Raw genomic sequence first — 18,430 nt, forward strand, 5'->3', positions numbered from 1 at the left:
AGAGATGACAAAGCTGCCTCTGGATCACTATATATTGAACTCCAGAAAAATAGAAAAAGTGCTGAACTTCCGATTCTGATATCGGAGGTTTAGCACCATTTTTTAACGTTAACTTCTAAAGTCAGGTAGTATATCATGTTTGGAATTCGTGAAAAACAGAAAAGCCTTCCCACAGCCACGCCCGACCAACTTTCACATTTTTTCTAAAAGAAAAAGCGGCACCAGCCTCTCTTCTCAGAAAGACGGATGCTGCAGAAATGGCTTAAACACGGGATTTTTCGGCCCTCTTTCAATTTGTTCTTGTTAGCAGAGCCACGGTCTCCACGTGCGCCGAGACAGTGGAAAACATAATCACGCTGACCGACTGTTTGTGGAAACATATCGAAAATTTGCCACTGTTTGCGGAAATATATCTAAAACTCAGGCATCAAATGAGGAAACATATCTAAAGGAATCAAGGCAACAAACTGGGAGTTAACGATTGTACTTCGTCCCGGCAGTAATCAACATGGCCAAACCCGCCACATAACAAGCAGCGAAGAAAAGAAAACTGTATGCAGAGTCTGTGATGCCAAGTATCACAGCGGTTATCAATAAACCAACGCCTATCACGATAAGACCAATTCCGGACAGTTTACAAAAAGCCGGCCTGTTTTCTGCGGAAACTTTATCAACATGGTAATTATGCATTAAGGAGAGCTTTTCTTTTTTCCAGAGCAACCAGCCCATAACAGCAAAAATGACTCCCACGCCTCCAGTCATTATGACTCCAATTATTTTGTCTATCATATCGATTGTCTCCTAGTATAAACTGGGATCTACGGAATATATCTCGTAAGTATTCCTGCTAAAATACAAATTATTCCGGCAATCCTTGAACCCAATTTTGCTCTTTTTTCATCATTACTGTATTTTTCAGGGTAAACAGGGTTCAGTATGAGAATGAGTCCGTATAAAATCCATGCGATATTTGCAAACAAGCCTTTGTGTAAAATTAAAGCAAGCACATTCCCAGCAATTATAAGAATAATTCCAATGAAAACTTGTTGTTTAAATGTAATCTTGGTAATCTTGTTCATATGCATCAACCGCCTTTCAAATTCTGATTTTCACTACCGTCCCACCTCTTTGTGTGGAAGTTTATCAAATATAACCTTCTGATATTTTCTATAGGCTCATTTAGACCCAATGTTAGTTTAATATGGTAGCATTATCTTGCCAACAGAAAATCCGCCCCGGAATCCCGAGACGGCATGAAATATTTTCATCCTTAAATTATGATGTCCTCCTTTGCTCCGCCCTTCACCGTGATGGTGAGCTTGTCTGGAAAGACTCTGATCTCCTCGATAAAGTTCCTTACCAGCTGCTCATCATAGGTGAGCACTTTATCTTTTGCCTTTTCGACGGATTCTCGCAAAGCAGCAACCCGATCTTCGTCACGCTTCCGTTCCGACTTTTCGGTCTCAATCTTATTTTTTCTGTCTCTGAGCTGCTGGATCTCCTCAGCAAGCTCGGATGTATCTTTTCCAGTCTTGACCCAAGAAAGGACCTGCTGCTGAAGCTCGGCCAATTTTGTATTGATATCGTCAAGTTCTATCTCCGAAACTCCAGTGGTCAGCTCCTGCACATCCGAGCATATGTCGTTGTATATTCTGTCCTCATCAAGGATCAGATCCTGTACCGCTTTGACGACAGCTTTCTGAAGATCGGCTTCTCTTATCGTTCTGGAATGACAGCCGCTTTTTTTTCCCTTCTGCAGGCGTGATCTGCATCTCCAAACAATCACTTTCTCCCCTTTCAGGATCCAGTGCGTTCGCTGAAATGGCGCACCACATTCGCCGCAGATCACCTTGCCGCTCATGGCGATATGGCTGCAATATTTCTGATTGAGTCTTCCCTCTCGTCGAAGTTCAGCACGCCGTGTCATTTCCGCCTGAACCTCATAGAACAGCTCTCTCGGTATTATTGCAGGATGGTCGTCTCGCACATAGTACTGTGGCATATGGTCAACGTTCTTTACTCTTTTCTTTTGGAGCGTATCAATTGTGACGGTTTTCTGGAGAAGCGCATCACCTATATACTTTTCATTTGAGAGGATCTGTTGGATATTCGTCCCTGCCATTTTGTATTTCCTGCACCATTCCTGATACCATCCCGGCCAAGGCCCTTTGCAATGCCGATCGTGCTTCCTCCTTCAAGATACTCCCGATAGATGCGTTTTACGATCTCTGCCTCTTCTGGTACAATTTCCAGCTTTCCATCCTCTCCCTTGGTGTATCCAAGGAAGCGATTGTAGTTTACATTTACTTTTCCCTTTTGGAATCTGTACTGATAGCCCAGTTTAACATTCTGTGATAAGGATTCACTTTCCTGCTGTGCCAGCGATGAAAGGATGGTCAAAAGAACCTCACCATTCGCATCGAGCGTGTTGATGCCTTCCTGCTCAAATAACCTTTCCACAGTCACAACCCCCGATAATAGCAAAGCTACAGTCTCGCCTGACAAAAATTCATCCAAATAGCCCTCCCACAGCCACGCCCGACCAACTTTTACATTTTTTCTATAAGAAAACGCGGCACCCGCCTCTCTTCTCAGAAAGACGGATGCCGCAGAAATGGCTTAAGCACGGGCTTTTTCAGCCCTCTTTTAATTTGTTCTTGTTAGCAGAGCCACTGTCTCAACATGCCCCGAGATAGTGAGGAACATAATCACGTCGGTTCTTGCTGTCTGGAAATTGGTCAAAGCGGGGGCATGCGGTTCGGGAATTTGTCAGAAATATGATGCTCCATTACCTTCAATGATATCAGCGACATTGCAAAACACATTGAACTGGAATTTGACTTTCCTATTTTCTTAAAATCTCATGTGGAGCTTCTATTTCATTTGCCAAGGTATGCTCTGTTAATTCTGACATCAATTTCAATTTTTTATTAATCAATGGTCGCATACAATTAGGAACATGTTCCTGATGCGCTCTGTGGATTGCTACACATTCCTTACAGTTTCCGTGATAACGACAGGCTTTCAGGCAAGGACAGTGATCTTTGTCTTTATACTCCTTACGAAATTCCGCTGCAAATTCTTCTTGCAGTCTCAGTCCCTCGGCACGGTTTCCCTTATGAAATTCTACCATTGCATCCAGTTCTTTCTGGTTCCCTTCAATCTTCATGTTATTATAGCGCCTCCATTTCAACTATTCCTCATTTTCTGATAAATCCCGATTTTGCGTCATCCCGACAAACGGGAATTTGTTTGCACAATGTTCAAGATATAACTGTTATTATGTCTTGATTAGAGTACAAACTCATATAAGAGGAACTTCCTCGGTACTCCAATATCAACATATGTGATTTCAACCTTATCCACATACTTAAATCCAAACGACATATACATTTTCTGTGGAATATCATTTCCCTCTATGCAATCAAGACGAATTGATTTAAGGTTTCTTTCCCTTGCTGTGTCAATTGCGTGTTGAACTAACTGCTTCGAGTATCCATGACCTCCATATTCCGGAAGGACACGCAAGGCATGAAGAACTACTGTCTCGTTATCATTTGCATCAATAAGCCATTTAACTGCGTGATACGCCTCATCACGATCATGATTCATAATATACGCTGCAACAATTCGACCATCTTCAATACCGATAAACTGATTTCTCTCTTTGATTGCATCTTTGATCATTTCATCTGGAGGGAAACCACCTTTATCTCCCTCCGGCAGAAAATCTTTTCCGCTCAAAACTTTACACATACCGTCATAAAACTGTCGCAATTCTATAAAATTTTTCTCTTCTGCATATCTGATAATCATAGAAATCTATCCCTCCAACTTCTGATTTATATCTTGGTATACGTATCTTGTCTTCTTCCAAGTGGCTTTGAAATCAGTAGCAATTATATTCATTTCTCATTAGCACAATTTCGTTACTTAGTATATCATGCTTGGAATTCGTGAAAAACAAAAAGCCGTCCCGATAGTCCGAGACGGCAAAATACTGACAATATTAAATTGTGATGTCTTCATGTGCACCACTTATCACCGTGATGGTAAGCTTATCGGGAAAGATCTTGATCTCCTTGATAAAGTTTCGTACCAGTTTTTTATCATAAGCTAGCACCTTATCCTTGGACTTCTCGATGGATTCGCGGAGAGCCTTGATGCGTTCCTTATCCCGCTCTTCCACTGCCTGCCCAGCTTCAATCTCTGTCTTTCTGCTTCTTAACTGCTGCACTCTTTCAGCAAGCTCTGTGACATCCCAATGAGCTTTCACTCCGGCAAGAATATCCTTCTGCAGGTCAGCGATCTCTTGGTTGATATCCTCTAATTCAGTAGCCGGATTTTCTCCGAGCAGATTCATCACTTCATTGCTGATAGCCTCGTACTTCAAAGAGGATTAACACGATGGGAGGCGATGCAGAATCATCATCTGCATCGCCTTTTTTCTATTTTCCTGGTCAAATAGCCTTTCCACAGTCACAACCCCTGAAAATAGCAAAGCTACAGTCTCGCCTGACAAAAATTCATCCAAATAGCCCTCCCACAGCCACGCCCGACCAACTTTTACATTTTTTCTAAAAGAAAACGCGGCACCCGCCTCTCTTCTCAGAAAGACGGATGCCGCAGAAACGGCTTAAACACGGGCTTTTTCGGCCCTCTTTCAATTTGTTCTTGTTAGCAGAGCCACGGTCTCCACATGAAGTGTATTGGGGAACATATCGGCGGGCTGAATCTTCTGTGCCACATAGCCGCACTTGGTCAGATACGCCACATCCCTTGCCAGTGTTGCCGGATCGCAGGATACATAGACCAGCTTCTTTGGAGCGATCTTCACCATGGCATCCAATGTATCCTTTGCGCATCCCTTACGGGGCGGGTCCACAATCATGGCATCCACTTTCAGTTTAGAGCGGATAATCCGCTGGGCACCCTGACCGGCATCGGCGTTGAGAAACTCAATGTTCTCCACGTGGTTGATCTCAGCATTCTTTCTGGCATCTTTCACGGCATCCGGGACAATCTCAATGCCGAATACCTTTTTGCAGTATTTTGAAGCAATGATGCCCATCGTACCTGTACCGCAGTACATATCGACCAGCACATCGTTCTTTGTCAAACCGGCAAAGTCGATGGCAGTCTGGTACAGAAGCGGTGTTGTGTAGGGGTTGATCTGATAAAAGGAACGGGCTGAGATCCGGAACTTGCTGCCAAGCAGCTCTTCTTCAATCCACGGTCTGCCTGCGATCAGGATTTCCTTTCCATCCAGAATGACATTATCAGTGCGCTTGTTTACGATGACAGACAAGCTCTTGATCTGCGGATACTGCTGCAGAAGATACTGACATAATTGATCTTTGCCATCAAAGGGATATTCTCTGACAATGAATACCACCATGACTTCTCCCGTCACATGGGCATGCTTGATCAGTACATGCCGCATGGCACTGGCACAGTGATACTTTGCAAACAGTGTTTGCAGGGTATTGACGATCTGGTTAGACAGTTTGCTTTCAGCGTAACATGTTGTAAACGGAATGATTTTGTTGGTATGAGACTGATAAAAGCCCATCTCGATCTTGCCCTGATTCACCTGCACCGGGATCTGTACTTTGTTGCGGTAATTGAAGTAAGGCTCAGCTGTCATGATAGGACTTGGTTCAATCTCCATATCCGCGTTCTGCCGGAAGCACATCTTCAGTTTTTCTTCCTTGAAACGGCACTGTTCTTCATGATCCATGTGCATCAGCTGACAGCCGCCGCAAAGGCGGTACACATCACAGATGGGGGTTACCCGGTGAATGGATGGCTTGATCAGTCTGACAATGCGGCCAAAACCATAGTTCTTCTTCAGTGCGGTGATGCCGATTTCAGCTTCCTCGTTTTCCAGTAAACCAGGCACAAAGAAGACAAAGCCGTCATTGCGCACAACCCCTGCGCCGTCACCGTTATAGCCGCTGCACGCTGCAGTAAAAGTATCATTCTTTTTCATATGTTATGAAGAAAAAAGAGGCTGTGCCTCTTTCTTACTGTCCCTCCGTACTGTCCGTTGTACCGGCATCTGCAGAAGCAGCTGCCGTAGGCTGCGGTGAAGCAGAAGCCGCTGCCGCTGCTGCCTTTCTGTTTTCAACATCCTGTCTTAACTGTTCAGCCAGTTCAGGATATCTTGCCTCAGAAACCGTCTGGCATTCCGGAGCGGTCATGGAAGATGTCTTGGTATCAATGACGTAGACAAAGGCATCAGATGTGCGGTCCTGACTGGAATCCATGTTATAGACATGAATTTCAAGATCATACATCTTCTTGCCATCTGCCTGGGTAAAGTAGACGGACGGATCCAGCACTTCACTGATCGTGGAATAGATTTCCTGGGCTTTTGCAGTAGCGTCATCTGCCGTCGCATCCTGTGAGATCTGGGCATAGACACGCAGTGTTGCCGAAGCCAGATTGCTGAACTCAGCCTGTACGCCATCCAATCCCGCTACCTTTTCATCTACTGTCTTGAGATCACTCTTGGTAATCGAAGGATCCAGATCCCCTTCATACCGATTGCCAAAGACTGGTGAACCTGTATCCATAGCAGATGAGAACAGGACCCAGCCCAGCACCACAATTGGTGCCAGCACCAGGATCAGACAGATCCAGAAGACAGCGACGGTACGTCTGCTTCTGTGGCTTTTCTTGATATTACGATTTGCTTTGTTGTTCGTTTGCTTCATATTCCTTCTCGTTGTGAATTGCTGTATCTGTTTTTACAACCAGTATCTTATCAGATTCGGCTCTTCAGTGCATCCCTGACCATCTTGTTTACCATGCCAGGGTTTGCCTGACCGCGTGATTTTTTCATCACCTGGCCGACCAGGAAGCCAACAGCACGATCCTTGCCGTTCTTGAAATCCTCAATGGCCTGCGGATTGGCATCCAGCACTTCTGTAACCATCTTCTCAATGGCACCGGTATCAGATACCTGACGAAGGCCCTTCTCCTCAGCACTCTTCTGAGGATCCTTGCCTGCCATCAGATCATCGACAAGCTTCTTTGCCTGGGCATTGGAAACCTCCCCTGCATCTATTAAGGATACCAGCTTTGCAAGATTCTGCGGCTTAAGATCACAGTTGTCAATGGTCTTTTCATGCTTGTTCAGCCATGCACTGATATCAGACAGTAGCCAGTTGCACACCGCCTTGGCGTTCCTGGCATACTTCATTGTCTCTTCAAAGAACTCAGACATTTCCTTGTTGGCAATGAGAATATCAATATCATGGTCGCTCAGACCATACTCTTTCTGATATCTGGCACGTCTGGCCTCCGGCAGTTCCGGCATATGGGCCTGAATATCCGCAATCCACTTTGGATCCAGACGGATCGGGAAAATGTTCGGTTCCGGGAAGAACTTGTAGTCCACATTGCCTTCCTTGCGGCGCATCAGAATCGTTGTGCCGGTCTTGTCATCAAAACGTCTTGTTTCCTGATGCACAACATCACCAGCTTCCAGCAGCTTCTTCTGGCGTTCTACTTCATAATCCACTGCCTTGCCGATATTGGAAATCGAGTTAATGTTCTTGATTTCATTCTTGGTTCCCAGATGGTCAGCACCTTTTGGCGCAATGGAGACGTTGACATCGCAGCGCATGGAGCCTTCCTCCATCTTGCAGTCAGAAACACCAATGTAATACAGTGTCTGCCGCAATGCTTCCACGTATGCCTCTGCCTCCTGGCCATTGGTCATATCCGGCTTGGAAACAATCTCAATCAATGGTGTATCTGCACGGTTGAAGTCGAGCAGTGAGACCTTGGACAGATGATACTGCTTGGCAGTATCCTCCTCCATGTGAATCCTCTCAATCCGGATCTTCTTCTCACCCTGCGGTGTATTGATCACAACATAGCCGTTTCTGCCGATCGGGTGAAACTGCTGGGTAATCTGGAAACCCTTGGCCAGATCACTGTAGTAATAGTTCTTACGGTCGAATTTAACGAGTGGATCAATGGTCATATGGAAGGCTGTGCAGGCCATGATTGCCTTCTTCACAGCTTCCTTGTTTACTTCCGGCAGCGTACCCGGCATACCCAGATCAATTTCATTGACGCAGGTATTCGCCTTACGGCCAAAAGATGTCGGTGCACCGGAGAACATCTTGGTATCTGTCTTGAGCTGGCAGTGGATCTCAATGCCTATGGTTACGTTGTACTCCATCATTTCACCTCCGCATGCAGATCATAATAGCCTGTAATCTCTTCGATTGCCTTGCCAAGATCAAACATCGTCTCTTCATCCCATGCCCGGCATGTCAGGTTGACACCCAGCGGGCAGCCATCCTCAAAGCCCATCGGCACAGTCATGCTCGGATAGCCGGAAAAATTGGCAATGGCCATATAGTTCTCGGCCACCATATATGTATCTGACAGCTGATCCTGATCCTTGCTTTCATCAATCAGCGGCGCAATATCACCGCTTGCCGGCGCAATCACACAGTCATATTCCTTCAGACAGTCATGCAGCGCATTGACAATCAGTCTTCTGACCTTCTGTGCCTTGCGGAACAATCGTTCCTGATTTTCTTCAAACAGACCATAGGAACCAATGACAAACCGTCTGCGGATCAGCGGTCCGAATCCCTTCGTTCTGGAATTCGTCATGATCTCCTTCATATCCGCACCATCTTCACGCACGCCGAAACGGATGCCGTCAAGATTGGAGTGGTTGGAAGTTGCCTCACAGTTGGCAATGATGAAGTAGGTTGGCAGAATTGCCTTCATCAGGGCATCATCAAAGTGGTATACATCCACCTGGGCTCCCTTTGCCTTCATCTTGTCCATCAGGTCATTGAAAACCCCGACGGTATGCTTGTTGGCAATGCTTTCTACCACATTTCCCATAATGGCAATTTTGCGGCCATGCAGGTCACTGTTCAGCAGCTTGCTGTAATCCGGTACCGGACGGTCAGAACTTGTCATATCACGCTCATCCCTGCCTGCCAGAACCTGCAGAGAAATGCAGGCATCCTCGATGGATCTTGTAAAGTAGCCGACATGATCAAGAGAGCTTGCATACGGAATGATACCATAGCGGCTGATGCGGCCATAGGTAGGCTTGACACCCACGATGCCATTGTAGGCAGCTGGTTTGCGGATAGAGTCGCCAGTATCTGAACCAATTGCCATCGGCACAACATTGCTTGCCACAAGGGCAGCTGAGCCGCCGGAAGATCCACCCGTCATTCTTCTGGGATCCCATGGATTGTGGGCAGGACCGGTAAAGCATGTCAGGTTTGTACCGCCCATTGCCAGCTCATCCATGCTTGCCTTGGCGATGGTCACTGCACCTGCCGCATTGAGCTTATCTACGATCGTGGCATTGTAGATCGGGACATAATTGCTCAGAATCCGGGATCCTGCAGTTGTACGGATTCCCTTTGTATTCACATTATCCTTCAGGGCAATCGGCACACCGCGCATCAGGCCATCTTCAGGCAGATGGGCAAGCTGATCAGCAGGATCCACAAATGTAATCACATCATTCAGTACCGGCTGCAGTTTCTGCGCCTTCTCATAGGCTTCGTTGCAGCGCTTTTCTGCCCCGGCTTTATCCTTTGCCATTTCACGGATCATTATTTCACCACCTTCGGCAGGACAAAATGTCCTTCCAGCTTCTTGTCCACATTTGCCATCGCATCATCCTGACTGATGACATTGGATACAACATCATCACGCAGAAAATGCGTATCATCCTCAAACGGATAGATCATTTCCTCTACCCCATCCGTATTTACTGCATCCAGCAGCTTCATCTGCTTCTCCAATGTTGAAAACTCCTGCACGATGGCATCGGCTTCCTCATCGGACAGATCAAACATCAGCTGGTTTGCCAGTTTCTTGAAATATGTTCTGTCTTTTTTCTCTTCCATTGTTAAATCCTCTGTAATACGCGTCCAATTTTAGCCTTATTTCCGCATCAAATCAATTTATCCAGATATTCCAGGTGTTCCAAAGCGGGCAATAAAGTCGTCTTCTGAAAGAATCGGAATTCCCAGCTGCTTTGCCTTCTGATTTTTACTTGACGTACTGTTGACATCATTGTTGATCAGATAGCTTGTCGATTTGGAAACGGATCCTGTCACTTTGCCGCCCTGTGAGGCAATATAAGCCTTGAGCTCATTGCGGTTTTTATAGTGATGCACATCACCAGTTACCACAAATGTCAGGCCCTGGCAAAGTGACCCGCTGGCTGTATGAGATGTATCTTCCACGGTAACCATGGATAACAGATCCTGCAGATCCTGCACATTTCTTTCCTGATGGAACCAGTTGACAAAGGCTGCGGATTTCTCCGGCCCGATGCCATCCACCTGTGAAAACACAGCCGGATCATTGCTTGTTTCAGCCGTCTTGATCAATTGCTGGAAAGGCTGATACTGCAGCAGGCGGTTGGCAACATCCGGTCCGGTCAGCGGAATGCTCAAGGCATAAATCAGCCGGCTGTCTGTCACCGTCTTTGCCTTTTCGATCGCAGCACGGATATTGTCCGCACTCTTTTCGCCGAAACCATCCAGCTGGGCAATCTCATCATGATGTACGCCAAGACGGTAAATATCACCATTGCAGTGAATCCAGCCCTCATTGATGAAGCGGTTCAGTGTCGCCTCAGAGATGCCATCGATATCCATGCCGGCTTTGGACACAAAGCGGGCATACTTGCGCAGCTTCTTGGCATCGCAGTCCGGATTGGTGCAGCGCAGCGTCTTGGTGCCGCTGATCTCAGACACATGGATTTCCGTCGGTGCACCGCAGACCGGGCACACCTGCGGCAGATCCAGCTTTCCTTCAATCTTACGGACATGAATGACTTTTGGAATGATCTTGTTGGCTTTGATCACTTCCAGCACGGTGCCTTTACTGCCGATGCCAAGCCGCTCACATTCGGAAATATTGCATAACGATGCCCGGCGCACAACGGTACCTTCCAGGTCTACAGGCTCAAATACTGCCACAGGTGTAATCGTACTGGCAGCACAGGACCACTCTACATGATCCAGCTTTGTTTCTGCAGATTCATCTGCCCATTTGAACGCGTAGCCTGCCCTGGTCGCATGATGTCCTGTCACAGAACCGGTTGCGGCATAAGCCGTATCATCATAGCCGATCACAAGGCCATCCACCGGATATGGATTTTCCTGATCCGTGACCTTCTTTGTCCAGCGGCCGATGACAGCCTGCATCGCAGCCAGATCCGGATGTTCAATATATTCGTGATCAACACACACGAATCCGTTTTCTTTCAGGAAATCCATCCTGTCTCCCCAGGAGACAATCTCATGTTCTGTATAAACAAGTGTAAAGGGAATCCAGTGCAGATGGCGCCGGCGCACTTCATCCACATCCTTCAGTGTCAATGAGCCGGATGCCAGGTTGCGGGGATTGGCATAATCTTCACCGGACTCCATGATGAACTGATTGAAGTCGGCATAGGAGATCACACACTCACCGCGGATCACCAGGTGCCCCTTCTCTTTGATGCGCAGGGCAATACCCTGAATGGCACCGGCAAGATGCGTGATGTTGGTGCCGATGTGGCCATCACCGCGGGTAACCACCTTTGTCAGTCTGCCATTGTCATACGTCACCACCAATGTCAGACCATCAAGTTTCCATGACAGCCAGATCGGTCTGCCATCGGCCCATTTCACCAGATCTTCAATCTTTTTGGTCTTGGCAAGAGACAAAGCCGGGAATTCATGTGCTTCCTTTTCACCAGGGGTGCTGTCAGCAGATACTCTGTGGGTTGGCGAATCCGGCAGCACAGTGCCTGTTTCATTCTCCAAAGCACGCAGTTTATCAAACAGAGCGTCCCATTCATAGTCGCTCATCACCTCGCCCTGGCCGTTGTAATACGCATTGGCCGCATCATTCAGGCGGGTGATCATTTCCTGCATCTGTGCAATTTTATTCTCTTCCATGATATTAGCTCTTCAGACTGCTCACTTTCTTCAATCCCGGGAAACCAGCCGCAATTTTTTTAACACCCCAGGGATACGCAAAGGCAACCTGCACAAGACCGCCTTCTGTTTTCACGACAAAGCCCTCACCAAACTTAGGATGCAGAACGCGCTCTCCCTTTTTCCAGTGCGGAACATTTGCCCGCTGCATCTGTTCTTCAAATGTCTCATCATGATCGCTTTCCTGCATCTGCAGATGTCTGCGGTCATTGGAAAGCACCGTATGGGCATGTGAGGCACCAAGATGCTCAATCCATTGCGAATCAATCTCACGAATAAAGCGGGATGGTGTCCGCACCATCTGCAGCATAAACGAGAAACCGCCGGCATCGGTGAGATACAGCTTGTTTTTTGCTCTGGTAAAGGCAACATAGGCAAGCCGGCGTTCTTCTTCAATACCGCGCACACTGTCTGTCATGGCTCTTTCATTAGGGAAAATGCCTTCGTTAAGATCACTGACAAACACCGTGTCAAACTCCAGTCCCTTTGCCGCATGGACTGTCATCAGCTGCACAAAGTCAGACTGGTTTGTCTGCTCATGATCACCATACAGCGATACCATCTGCAGATATTCATCCAGCGAGCTCTCCGGATAGTTCACCGTAAACTCACGGGCATCATCAATCAGTTCCTTGAGGTTCTCCAGACGGTCAGTTTCCTTGCTTTCCTCTAAAGCTGTCCGATAGCCGGACTGATCCAGAATCCGTTCCAGCAGCTTGGTCAGCTGATACTCCGGACTGACAGCCCACTTTTTCCAGCTTTCCACCATTGCCACAAACGAATCAATCGCATTCTTTGTCCTGCCCTTGAACAGATCCGGATGGTTTCTGACAGCTTCATACATTGATGTGCCATCTTGTTCAGCCCGTGCCCGGATGGTATCCAGTGTCTTATTGCCAATGCCTCTTTTCGGCTTATTGATCACACGCGTAAAAGCAAGATCATCCGCACCGGCACAAAGACGCAGATAACTCAGTGCATCCTTGACTTCCTGGCGGTCATAAAATCGGATGCCGCCATAGATGATGTACGGAATCCGCTCATCCAGAAAGCCTTTTTCCAATGAGCGGGACAGATAGTTGGAACGGTACAGCACTGCCATATCATGGTATGGTTTTCCTTTGTCATGCAGTTCCTTGACCTTTGATGCAATCCACATGGCCTGGTATTCATCGCTGGGCGCACTGTAATGGGTGATCTTCTGATCGCTGTGATGCTGGGTAAACAATTGTTTCTCAACCCGGTGGCGGTTGTGCCGGATGACATCATTGGCACCATTCAGAATCATATCTGTAGAACGGTAGTTCTCATTGAGAATGATCGTTTCCGCATCAGGAAAATCCTTTTCAAAATTCATGATGATATTCACATCTGCTCCACGCCACGTATAGATAGTCTGGTCTGGATCGCCAACGACAAGCAGACTGTTGTCATCCCCGGCCAGCTGACGGATCAGCGTGTACTGCATGCGGTCAATGTCCTGAAACTCATCGACCAGGATATAGCGGAAACGACGCTGCCACTTGGCCGCAACATCCGGATAGCGCCGGAACAGCCGGACCGTTTCGACAATCAGATCATCAAAGTCCAGGGCATACATCTTTTTCTGTTCTTCCACATAGTACTCATACACAAGTGCCTTGTTCTTCTCATCCGGATCGCTGCCAGCCATCTCCTTTGCCCTGTCCACAGAAATTTCTTCGGTCTTATTGGCAGAAATATAGGCAAGCATGGCACCGGTGGCATACTTTGTGCCATCCAGTCCATATTTTTTGTAAGCATCCTTGACGATGGACTTCTGGTCTTCCGCATCGACAATCGTGAAATTGCGCGGCCAGCCGATGACAGCAATATCCTCACGCAGGATCCGCACACAGAGGGCATGGATGGTAGAAATAAAAGGATTGGCATGTCCTTCGCCAAGCATCTTTGCGACTCTGTCTTTCATCTCATTGGCCGCCTTGTTGGTAAAGGTAATGGCCAGAATATGCTGGGGAAATACGTCCTCATCCTCAATCAGATGGACAATATGCATGGTCAGCACCCGGGTCTTGCCAGACCCTGCCCCGGCGATAATCCGCAGATGTTTCGCATTGGAAAGCACTGCCTTTTTCTGGTTTTCATTCAGACTCTCTGTATTCATTGATCAATAGCTCCCGTGATTGTTGCTGGTCAATTATACCATTGGCAGACCGCAATCACACAAGCATGCCTGGCTCATGCTATAATTCACGCAAAAGGAAGAGGATAACATGCTGTATTTAGCGGATCAATGGAAAGATTTTCAGTGCCTGGATGCCGGGGACGGGGAAAAATTAGAGACATGGAAAGGCATCACGTTACGCCGGCCTGATCCCCAGGCCATCTGGCCAAAGGATGCCCAGGATCCTTCCTGGAATCAGGCAGATGCCATCTATCACCGTTCCCAAAGAGGCGGCGGAAACTGGGAATACCGGAAACACCTTCCCCAGGAATGGACGATCGGCTATCATGGCCTGACCTTCAAAGTCTCACCAACTGGCTTCAAGCACACCGGCATCTTTCCGGAACAGGCTGTCAACTGGGACTGGATGAGCTCTCTCATTCAGGCTCACAAAGAAGAAAATATCCGGGTATTGAACCTGTTTGCTTATACAGGCTGTGCCACCATGGCCTGTGCCAAAGCAGGTGCTGATGAGGTTGTACATGTGGACGCAGCGAAAGGCATGGTGCAGTGGGCAATGGAAAACCGTGATCTCTGCCGCCTGCAGGATCATAAGATCCGTTTCATCGTCGATGACTGCCTGAAGTTTGTCGAACGGGAAAAAAGACGAGGCAGAACATACCATGGCATTCTGATGGATCCGCCCAGCTATGGCCGCGGTCCCAATGGTGAAATGTGGAAGTTTGACAAGGAAGTCACTGCTTTGCTCAAAGCATGCCTGGACATTCTGGATGACCATGCTCTGTTCTTCCTGATCAATTCCTATACAACCGGTTTTTCCTCTCTGGTGCTGAAAGACATGTTTCAGACCATGGTGCTGCCAAAGCATCCTGATGGCACCATTGATACCGGTGAGATCGGCATTCCCCTGCAGCATAGGCCGGATCTTGTACTGCCCTGCGGTATCTATGCCAGATGGGAGAGAAAATGAAAGTCCTGTACGAAGACAATCATGTCCTGTGCGTAGAAAAGCCTGTCAATGTACCTGTCAATGCGGATGAAAGCAAAGACATGGATATGGTGTCTCTGTGCAAAGCATATATCAAAGAGAAGTATCATAAACCGGGCAATGTATGGCTTGGTTTGGTTCACAGACTGGACCGGCCGGTGGGCGGCTGTATGGTTTTTGCGAAAACTTCCAAAGCAGCTTCCAGATTGTCAGAAGCCGTACGGACCCATCAGCTGGACAAACAGTATCTGGCTGTTCTGGATGGCACCCCAAAGCAGGACGGTGGAAAGCTGGAAGATTATCTGCAGAAAAACAGCCGTACAAACATGGTTTCTGTGACTGACAAGGCACATGGCAGATACTGTGCTCTGGAATATGAGGTCCTGCAGAAGAAAAATGGCAGGACACTTGTATTGATTCATCTTTTAACCGGACGGCCGCATCAGATCAGGGTGCAGTTTGCAAGCAGAGGCATGCCTCTGCTGTATGATCAGCGCTACAATCCGCATCCTGGCCGCGGTCAGATTGCCCTGTGGGCCGTGCAGCTTTCTTTCCCTCATCCCGTTACAAAAGAGAGTATCACCGTCAGGGATGTGCCCGGAAATGGAAACTGGCACGGATTTGACATTGCATGATGAAAAAGAAAAGAAGAAGATACCGGATCAACTGGGATGCGTTAAAACCAGATCCCAGACCAAAAAAGAAAAAAAGAAGACATATCCGCAAATCGGTGCTGATTGGCTGTCTTGCCATTGTCATTGGTATTTCGGCCATTGTGTTTATGCCGAATTATCTGCAGGAAAAAAGGCTGAAAGAACTTGGCTACAACCAGACAGAAATTTCCCACATCCGCTCTTCGGGTCTGACCAGCTATATCCTGCAGAACAAGTATTATTCTCCATGCCTGGCAAAGGCGATCCTGAATAACAGCTTCAACCAGAAATATGTGGCTTTGTACCTGGTGATGTCTGAGGATAATATGCCCGATGAGGAAGATTTCCTTCTGTACAGCAGATTGGAAGACAAGGGTTATGAAACCGATCAGCTGCAGAATCTGTTCCAGAACCTTTCTGCCTGGGAGATCACACCGCTTCTTGTATTTGATTACCAGTACAATGAGCAGCCCTATATTGATGACTGTGCCGCAAACCGTGATCAAAACAGCACATCCAGTTTCACGCTGAGCAATTCCTATGTCGCCAACTATGCCAAGACCGCCGAAATTGCCAGTCCGGATGAGATTACGGTCCTTGTCAACAAGAAGAATCTGCTTGCGGCGGACTATGTGCCTTCTGATCTTGTCACTGTGGATGAAAGCTATGCTATAGCGGATGTACAGATGCGTTCTGAAGCAGCCAGTGCCTTTCAGGAAATGTGTGCGGCTGCGGCCAGTGATGGTGCCTACTTCTATGGTGTACTGGGCTATCGGTCCTATGAGGATCAGAAGAGTGCCTGGGAGACCATCGCTTTATACAATGGGGAAAGCTATGCCGAAGCCAATGCGGCAAAGGAAGGTGCTTCCGAACATCAAAGCGGTCTTGCCGTCAATATTGCCTCTACCTATGAAAGCGACGAGGAATTCACGGATACCGAAGCTTACCAATGGTGCAAAGAGAATGCGGCATCCTATGGCTTTATTGAGCGCTACCCTTCCGGCAAAGAAAGCATCACCGGTTTTGCCGCAGAACCGGATCATTACCGTTATGTTGGCAAAGACATCGCCCAGGCAGTTGCGGCATCTGGCTTAACCTATGATGAATACTATGCCCTGTATCTGGCCCCATGGAATGATGAAACACTGAAACCAGACGGCCTCGCTTCAAATCATGCATCAGCCAGTGCCAGCCCCGTCAGTACTGCTCAGGCTGCTGCTGCAGCCGCGCCAAGTGCATCTTCCGGATCTCCGCAATAGGAGATCTTTTTTATTGACAGGAATATTTCATGATGATATCTTTTTGATATCAAAAGGAGAAATCTTATGGAAGAGAAGATTTACACGACAAGAAAGAACGGCATGCCTGTTATGCTTGCGATGATTGCCGGCCTGACTCTGTTTACCATCCTGTTTGTACTTGGCATCCAGCAGAACAACATTGTGTTTGGCATCATTGCTGTGATCGGCTGGGTCCTCTGTTTGATCCTGATTCCAGGACTGTGTGTACTCAAGCCGCAGGAAGCACTTGTGCTTACCCTGTTCGGTGACTACATCGGCACGATCCGGGAGCCAGGCTTCTATTTTGTCAATCCATTCTGCCAGTCTGTCAATCCGGCTGCCCGCACCCATCTTGCCCAGAGCGGTGATGTCAGTGAAAAAGCAGCAACCGCACAGGGAAAGGCAGAAGCGGGAAGCAGCCGCAAGATTTCTTTGAAACGGATGACGCTGAGCAATGGCCGGCAGAAAATCAATGACTGTCTTGGCACGCCGGTGGAAATTTCCATTGCCGTGATCTGGCAGGTAAAAGATACAGCCAAGGCTGTCTTCAATGTCGATAACTACAAGGAATATCTTTCTCTGCAGTGTGATGCAGCGCTGCGTGATATTGTGCGTATTTATCCGTATGATGTTGCCGAGAACGTGGATACTACCGGAGATGGTATTCCGGATGAAGGAAGCCTTCGAGGTTCTGCTGAAGTTGTGGCAGAGCGTATCCGCAATGAAATTCAGAAGAAAGTCAATACTGCCGGCCTGGAAGTGCTGGAAGCACGTATTACGTATCTTGCCTATGCGCCGGAGATTGCCTCAGTGATGCTGCAGAGACAGCAGGCTTCTGCCATTATTGATGCCCGCAAGATGATTGTGGATGGTGCTGTTGGCATGGTGGAGCTGGCCCTGCAGAAACTGAATGACAACAAGCTCGTTGAACTGGATGATGAACGGAAAGCCGCCATGGTTTCCAACCTGCTCGTTGTACTCTGCGGCAATCATGATGCCCAGCCGATTGTGAATACAGGCAGTCTGTATTGATGCAGAAGAAGCAGATACCGCTGCGGCTTTCCGAGCAGCTGTATGATGCCATTGCCGCATGGGCAGAAGATGACTTCCGTTCTGTAAATGGTCAGATCGAATACCTGCTTACAGAATGTGTGCGCCAGCGCCGCAAGAACGGGAAATATGTCAGTGAGCACCTTGATGAACCATTAGATATCCAGATTCCAGAAAAGAGTAGGCGACAGAGTTAACTTCTGCCGCCCCTCATCAAACCGTACGTGCGCTTCTAACGCATACGGCTTTCCTTTCCGGTTTCATTGTTACAGTAAGATGGTAAAAAGACAATTAAAGTT

18 protein-coding genes and 1 pseudogene are annotated in these 18,430 nt (G+C 47.6%); 5 read left to right on the forward strand and 14 right to left on the reverse strand.

The window, feature by feature from the left end:
• Positions 1-474: 474 nt before the first annotated feature.
• The 14 genes and pseudogenes from MOZ60_RS09865 to MOZ60_RS09930 all read right to left on the reverse strand — a co-directional run bounded on the left by MOZ60_RS09865 (position 475) and on the right by MOZ60_RS09930 (position 14,139).
• Positions 475-789, reverse strand: coding sequence for a DUF3784 domain-containing protein (locus MOZ60_RS09865; RefSeq protein ID WP_370596536.1), 315 nt, complete (start codon positions 787-789; stop codon positions 475-477).
• A gap of 29 nt (positions 790-818) precedes the next feature.
• Positions 819-1,079, reverse strand: coding sequence for a hypothetical protein (locus MOZ60_RS09870; RefSeq protein WP_370596537.1), 261 nt, complete (start codon positions 1,077-1,079; stop codon positions 819-821).
• 191 nt (positions 1,080-1,270) lie between these two features.
• The gene (locus MOZ60_RS09875; RefSeq protein ID WP_371832656.1) at positions 1,271-2,002 is read right to left on the reverse strand and encodes a recombinase zinc beta ribbon domain-containing protein; all 732 of its coding nucleotides are present in this window, start codon (positions 2,000-2,002) and stop codon (positions 1,271-1,273) included.
• Positions 1,976-2,466 (reverse strand): annotated as a pseudogene (locus MOZ60_RS09880) (recombinase family protein); the annotation flags it as partial. The gene MOZ60_RS09875 and the pseudogene MOZ60_RS09880, both read right to left, overlap by 27 nt.
• Before the next feature lie 379 nt (positions 2,467-2,845).
• Positions 2,846-3,169: a hypothetical protein gene (locus tag MOZ60_RS09885; RefSeq protein WP_060930438.1), complete on the reverse strand. Its 324-nt coding sequence runs from the start codon at positions 3,167-3,169 to the stop codon at positions 2,846-2,848.
• A 122-nt stretch (positions 3,170-3,291) separates the two neighbouring features.
• Positions 3,292-3,816 carry a GNAT family N-acetyltransferase gene (locus MOZ60_RS09890; RefSeq protein ID WP_090162423.1) on the reverse strand — a complete coding sequence of 175 codons (525 nt, stop codon included), beginning with the start codon at positions 3,814-3,816 and terminating at the stop codon, positions 3,292-3,294.
• A 193-nt stretch (positions 3,817-4,009) separates the two neighbouring features.
• Positions 4,010-4,366 carry a hypothetical protein gene (locus MOZ60_RS09895; protein WP_370596540.1) on the reverse strand — a complete coding sequence of 119 codons (357 nt, stop codon included), beginning with the start codon at positions 4,364-4,366 and terminating at the stop codon, positions 4,010-4,012.
• Between the two features lie 297 nt (positions 4,367-4,663).
• Entirely contained in the window at positions 4,664-5,992 is a 1,329-nt protein-coding gene (rlmD, locus tag MOZ60_RS09900; RefSeq protein ID WP_370596541.1) for a 23S rRNA (uracil(1939)-C(5))-methyltransferase RlmD, read from the reverse strand.
• A 34-nt stretch (positions 5,993-6,026) separates the two neighbouring features.
• Positions 6,027-6,719 carry a hypothetical protein gene (locus MOZ60_RS09905; RefSeq protein WP_370596542.1) on the reverse strand — a complete coding sequence of 231 codons (693 nt, stop codon included), beginning with the start codon at positions 6,717-6,719 and terminating at the stop codon, positions 6,027-6,029.
• Between the two features lie 50 nt (positions 6,720-6,769).
• Positions 6,770-8,197, reverse strand: a complete 1,428-nt coding sequence (gatB, locus tag MOZ60_RS09910) for an Asp-tRNA(Asn)/Glu-tRNA(Gln) amidotransferase subunit GatB (RefSeq protein WP_108775000.1) — start codon at positions 8,195-8,197, stop codon at positions 6,770-6,772.
• A complete protein-coding gene (locus tag MOZ60_RS09915; protein ID WP_370596543.1) occupies positions 8,197-9,612 on the reverse strand; it encodes an amidase family protein in 1,416 nt (471 codons plus the stop codon). Before MOZ60_RS09915 ends, gatB begins: the two co-directional genes overlap by 1 nt.
• Entirely contained in the window at positions 9,612-9,908 is a 297-nt protein-coding gene (gatC, locus tag MOZ60_RS09920) for an Asp-tRNA(Asn)/Glu-tRNA(Gln) amidotransferase subunit GatC (RefSeq protein ID WP_108775002.1), read from the reverse strand. Before gatC ends, MOZ60_RS09915 begins: the two co-directional genes overlap by 1 nt.
• 57 nt (positions 9,909-9,965) lie before the next feature.
• The gene (gene ligA, locus MOZ60_RS09925; protein WP_370596544.1) at positions 9,966-11,957 is read right to left on the reverse strand and encodes an NAD-dependent DNA ligase LigA; all 1,992 of its coding nucleotides are present in this window, start codon (positions 11,955-11,957) and stop codon (positions 9,966-9,968) included.
• A gap of 4 nt (positions 11,958-11,961) precedes the next feature.
• The gene (locus MOZ60_RS09930) at positions 11,962-14,139 is read right to left on the reverse strand and encodes an ATP-dependent helicase (protein WP_370596545.1); all 2,178 of its coding nucleotides are present in this window, start codon (positions 14,137-14,139) and stop codon (positions 11,962-11,964) included.
• A gap of 109 nt (positions 14,140-14,248) precedes the next feature.
• Here MOZ60_RS09930 and MOZ60_RS09935 point away from each other — a divergent pair, with 109 nt between their 5' ends.
• From MOZ60_RS09935 to MOZ60_RS09955, 5 genes are all read left to right on the forward strand, one after another.
• Positions 14,249-15,130, forward strand: coding sequence for a class I SAM-dependent methyltransferase (locus MOZ60_RS09935; protein WP_370596546.1), 882 nt, complete (start codon positions 14,249-14,251; stop codon positions 15,128-15,130).
• The gene (locus MOZ60_RS09940; RefSeq protein ID WP_370596547.1) at positions 15,127-15,783 is read left to right on the forward strand and encodes an RluA family pseudouridine synthase; all 657 of its coding nucleotides are present in this window, start codon (positions 15,127-15,129) and stop codon (positions 15,781-15,783) included. The genes MOZ60_RS09935 and MOZ60_RS09940 overlap by 4 nt, the downstream gene beginning before the upstream one ends.
• On the forward strand, positions 15,780-17,060 hold the full coding sequence (locus MOZ60_RS09945) for a M15 family metallopeptidase (protein WP_370596548.1): 1,281 nt from the start codon (positions 15,780-15,782) through the stop codon (positions 17,058-17,060). Before MOZ60_RS09940 ends, MOZ60_RS09945 begins: the two co-directional genes overlap by 4 nt.
• Before the next feature lie 66 nt (positions 17,061-17,126).
• A complete protein-coding gene (locus MOZ60_RS09950) occupies positions 17,127-18,113 on the forward strand; it encodes an SPFH domain-containing protein (protein ID WP_277009301.1) in 987 nt (328 codons plus the stop codon).
• Positions 18,113-18,328, forward strand: a complete 216-nt coding sequence (locus tag MOZ60_RS09955) for a type II toxin-antitoxin system antitoxin (RefSeq protein ID WP_277655039.1) — start codon at positions 18,113-18,115, stop codon at positions 18,326-18,328. The genes MOZ60_RS09950 and MOZ60_RS09955 overlap by 1 nt, the downstream gene beginning before the upstream one ends.
• The last annotated feature ends 102 nt before the right edge of the window (positions 18,329-18,430 follow it).

Source organism: Grylomicrobium aquisgranense (assembly GCF_033971865.1).
GTDB classification, from domain to species: Bacteria; Bacillota_I; Bacilli_A; order Erysipelotrichales; family Erysipelotrichaceae; genus Bulleidia; species Bulleidia massiliensis.

Coding starts and splice junctions, on each gene's coding strand:
- MOZ60_RS09865 (WP_370596536.1), bottom strand. CDS start 789: ATGATAGACAAAATAATTGGAGTCATAATGACTGGAGGCGTGGGAGTC.
- MOZ60_RS09870 (WP_370596537.1), bottom strand. CDS start 1,079: ATGAACAAGATTACCAAGATTACATTTAAACAACAAGTTTTCATTGGA.
- MOZ60_RS09875 (WP_371832656.1), bottom strand. CDS start 2,002: ATGCCACAGTACTATGTGCGAGACGACCATCCTGCAATAATACCGAGA.
- MOZ60_RS09885 (WP_060930438.1), bottom strand. CDS start 3,169: ATGAAGATTGAAGGGAACCAGAAAGAACTGGATGCAATGGTAGAATTT.
- MOZ60_RS09890 (WP_090162423.1), bottom strand. CDS start 3,816: ATGATTATCAGATATGCAGAAGAGAAAAATTTTATAGAATTGCGACAG.
- rlmD (WP_370596541.1), bottom strand. CDS start 5,992: ATGAAAAAGAATGATACTTTTACTGCAGCGTGCAGCGGCTATAACGGT.
- MOZ60_RS09905 (WP_370596542.1), bottom strand. CDS start 6,719: ATGAAGCAAACGAACAACAAAGCAAATCGTAATATCAAGAAAAGCCAC.
- gatB (WP_108775000.1), bottom strand. CDS start 8,197: ATGGAGTACAACGTAACCATAGGCATTGAGATCCACTGCCAGCTCAAG.
- MOZ60_RS09915 (WP_370596543.1), bottom strand. CDS start 9,612: ATGATCCGTGAAATGGCAAAGGATAAAGCCGGGGCAGAAAAGCGCTGC.
- gatC (WP_108775002.1), bottom strand. CDS start 9,908: ATGGAAGAGAAAAAAGACAGAACATATTTCAAGAAACTGGCAAACCAG.
- ligA (WP_370596544.1), bottom strand. CDS start 11,957: ATGGAAGAGAATAAAATTGCACAGATGCAGGAAATGATCACCCGCCTG.
- MOZ60_RS09930 (WP_370596545.1), bottom strand. CDS start 14,139: ATGAATACAGAGAGTCTGAATGAAAACCAGAAAAAGGCAGTGCTTTCC.
- MOZ60_RS09935 (WP_370596546.1), top strand. CDS start 14,249: ATGCTGTATTTAGCGGATCAATGGAAAGATTTTCAGTGCCTGGATGCC.
- MOZ60_RS09940 (WP_370596547.1), top strand. CDS start 15,127: ATGAAAGTCCTGTACGAAGACAATCATGTCCTGTGCGTAGAAAAGCCT.
- MOZ60_RS09945 (WP_370596548.1), top strand. CDS start 15,780: ATGATGAAAAAGAAAAGAAGAAGATACCGGATCAACTGGGATGCGTTA.
- MOZ60_RS09950 (WP_277009301.1), top strand. CDS start 17,127: ATGGAAGAGAAGATTTACACGACAAGAAAGAACGGCATGCCTGTTATG.
- MOZ60_RS09955 (WP_277655039.1), top strand. CDS start 18,113: ATGCAGAAGAAGCAGATACCGCTGCGGCTTTCCGAGCAGCTGTATGAT.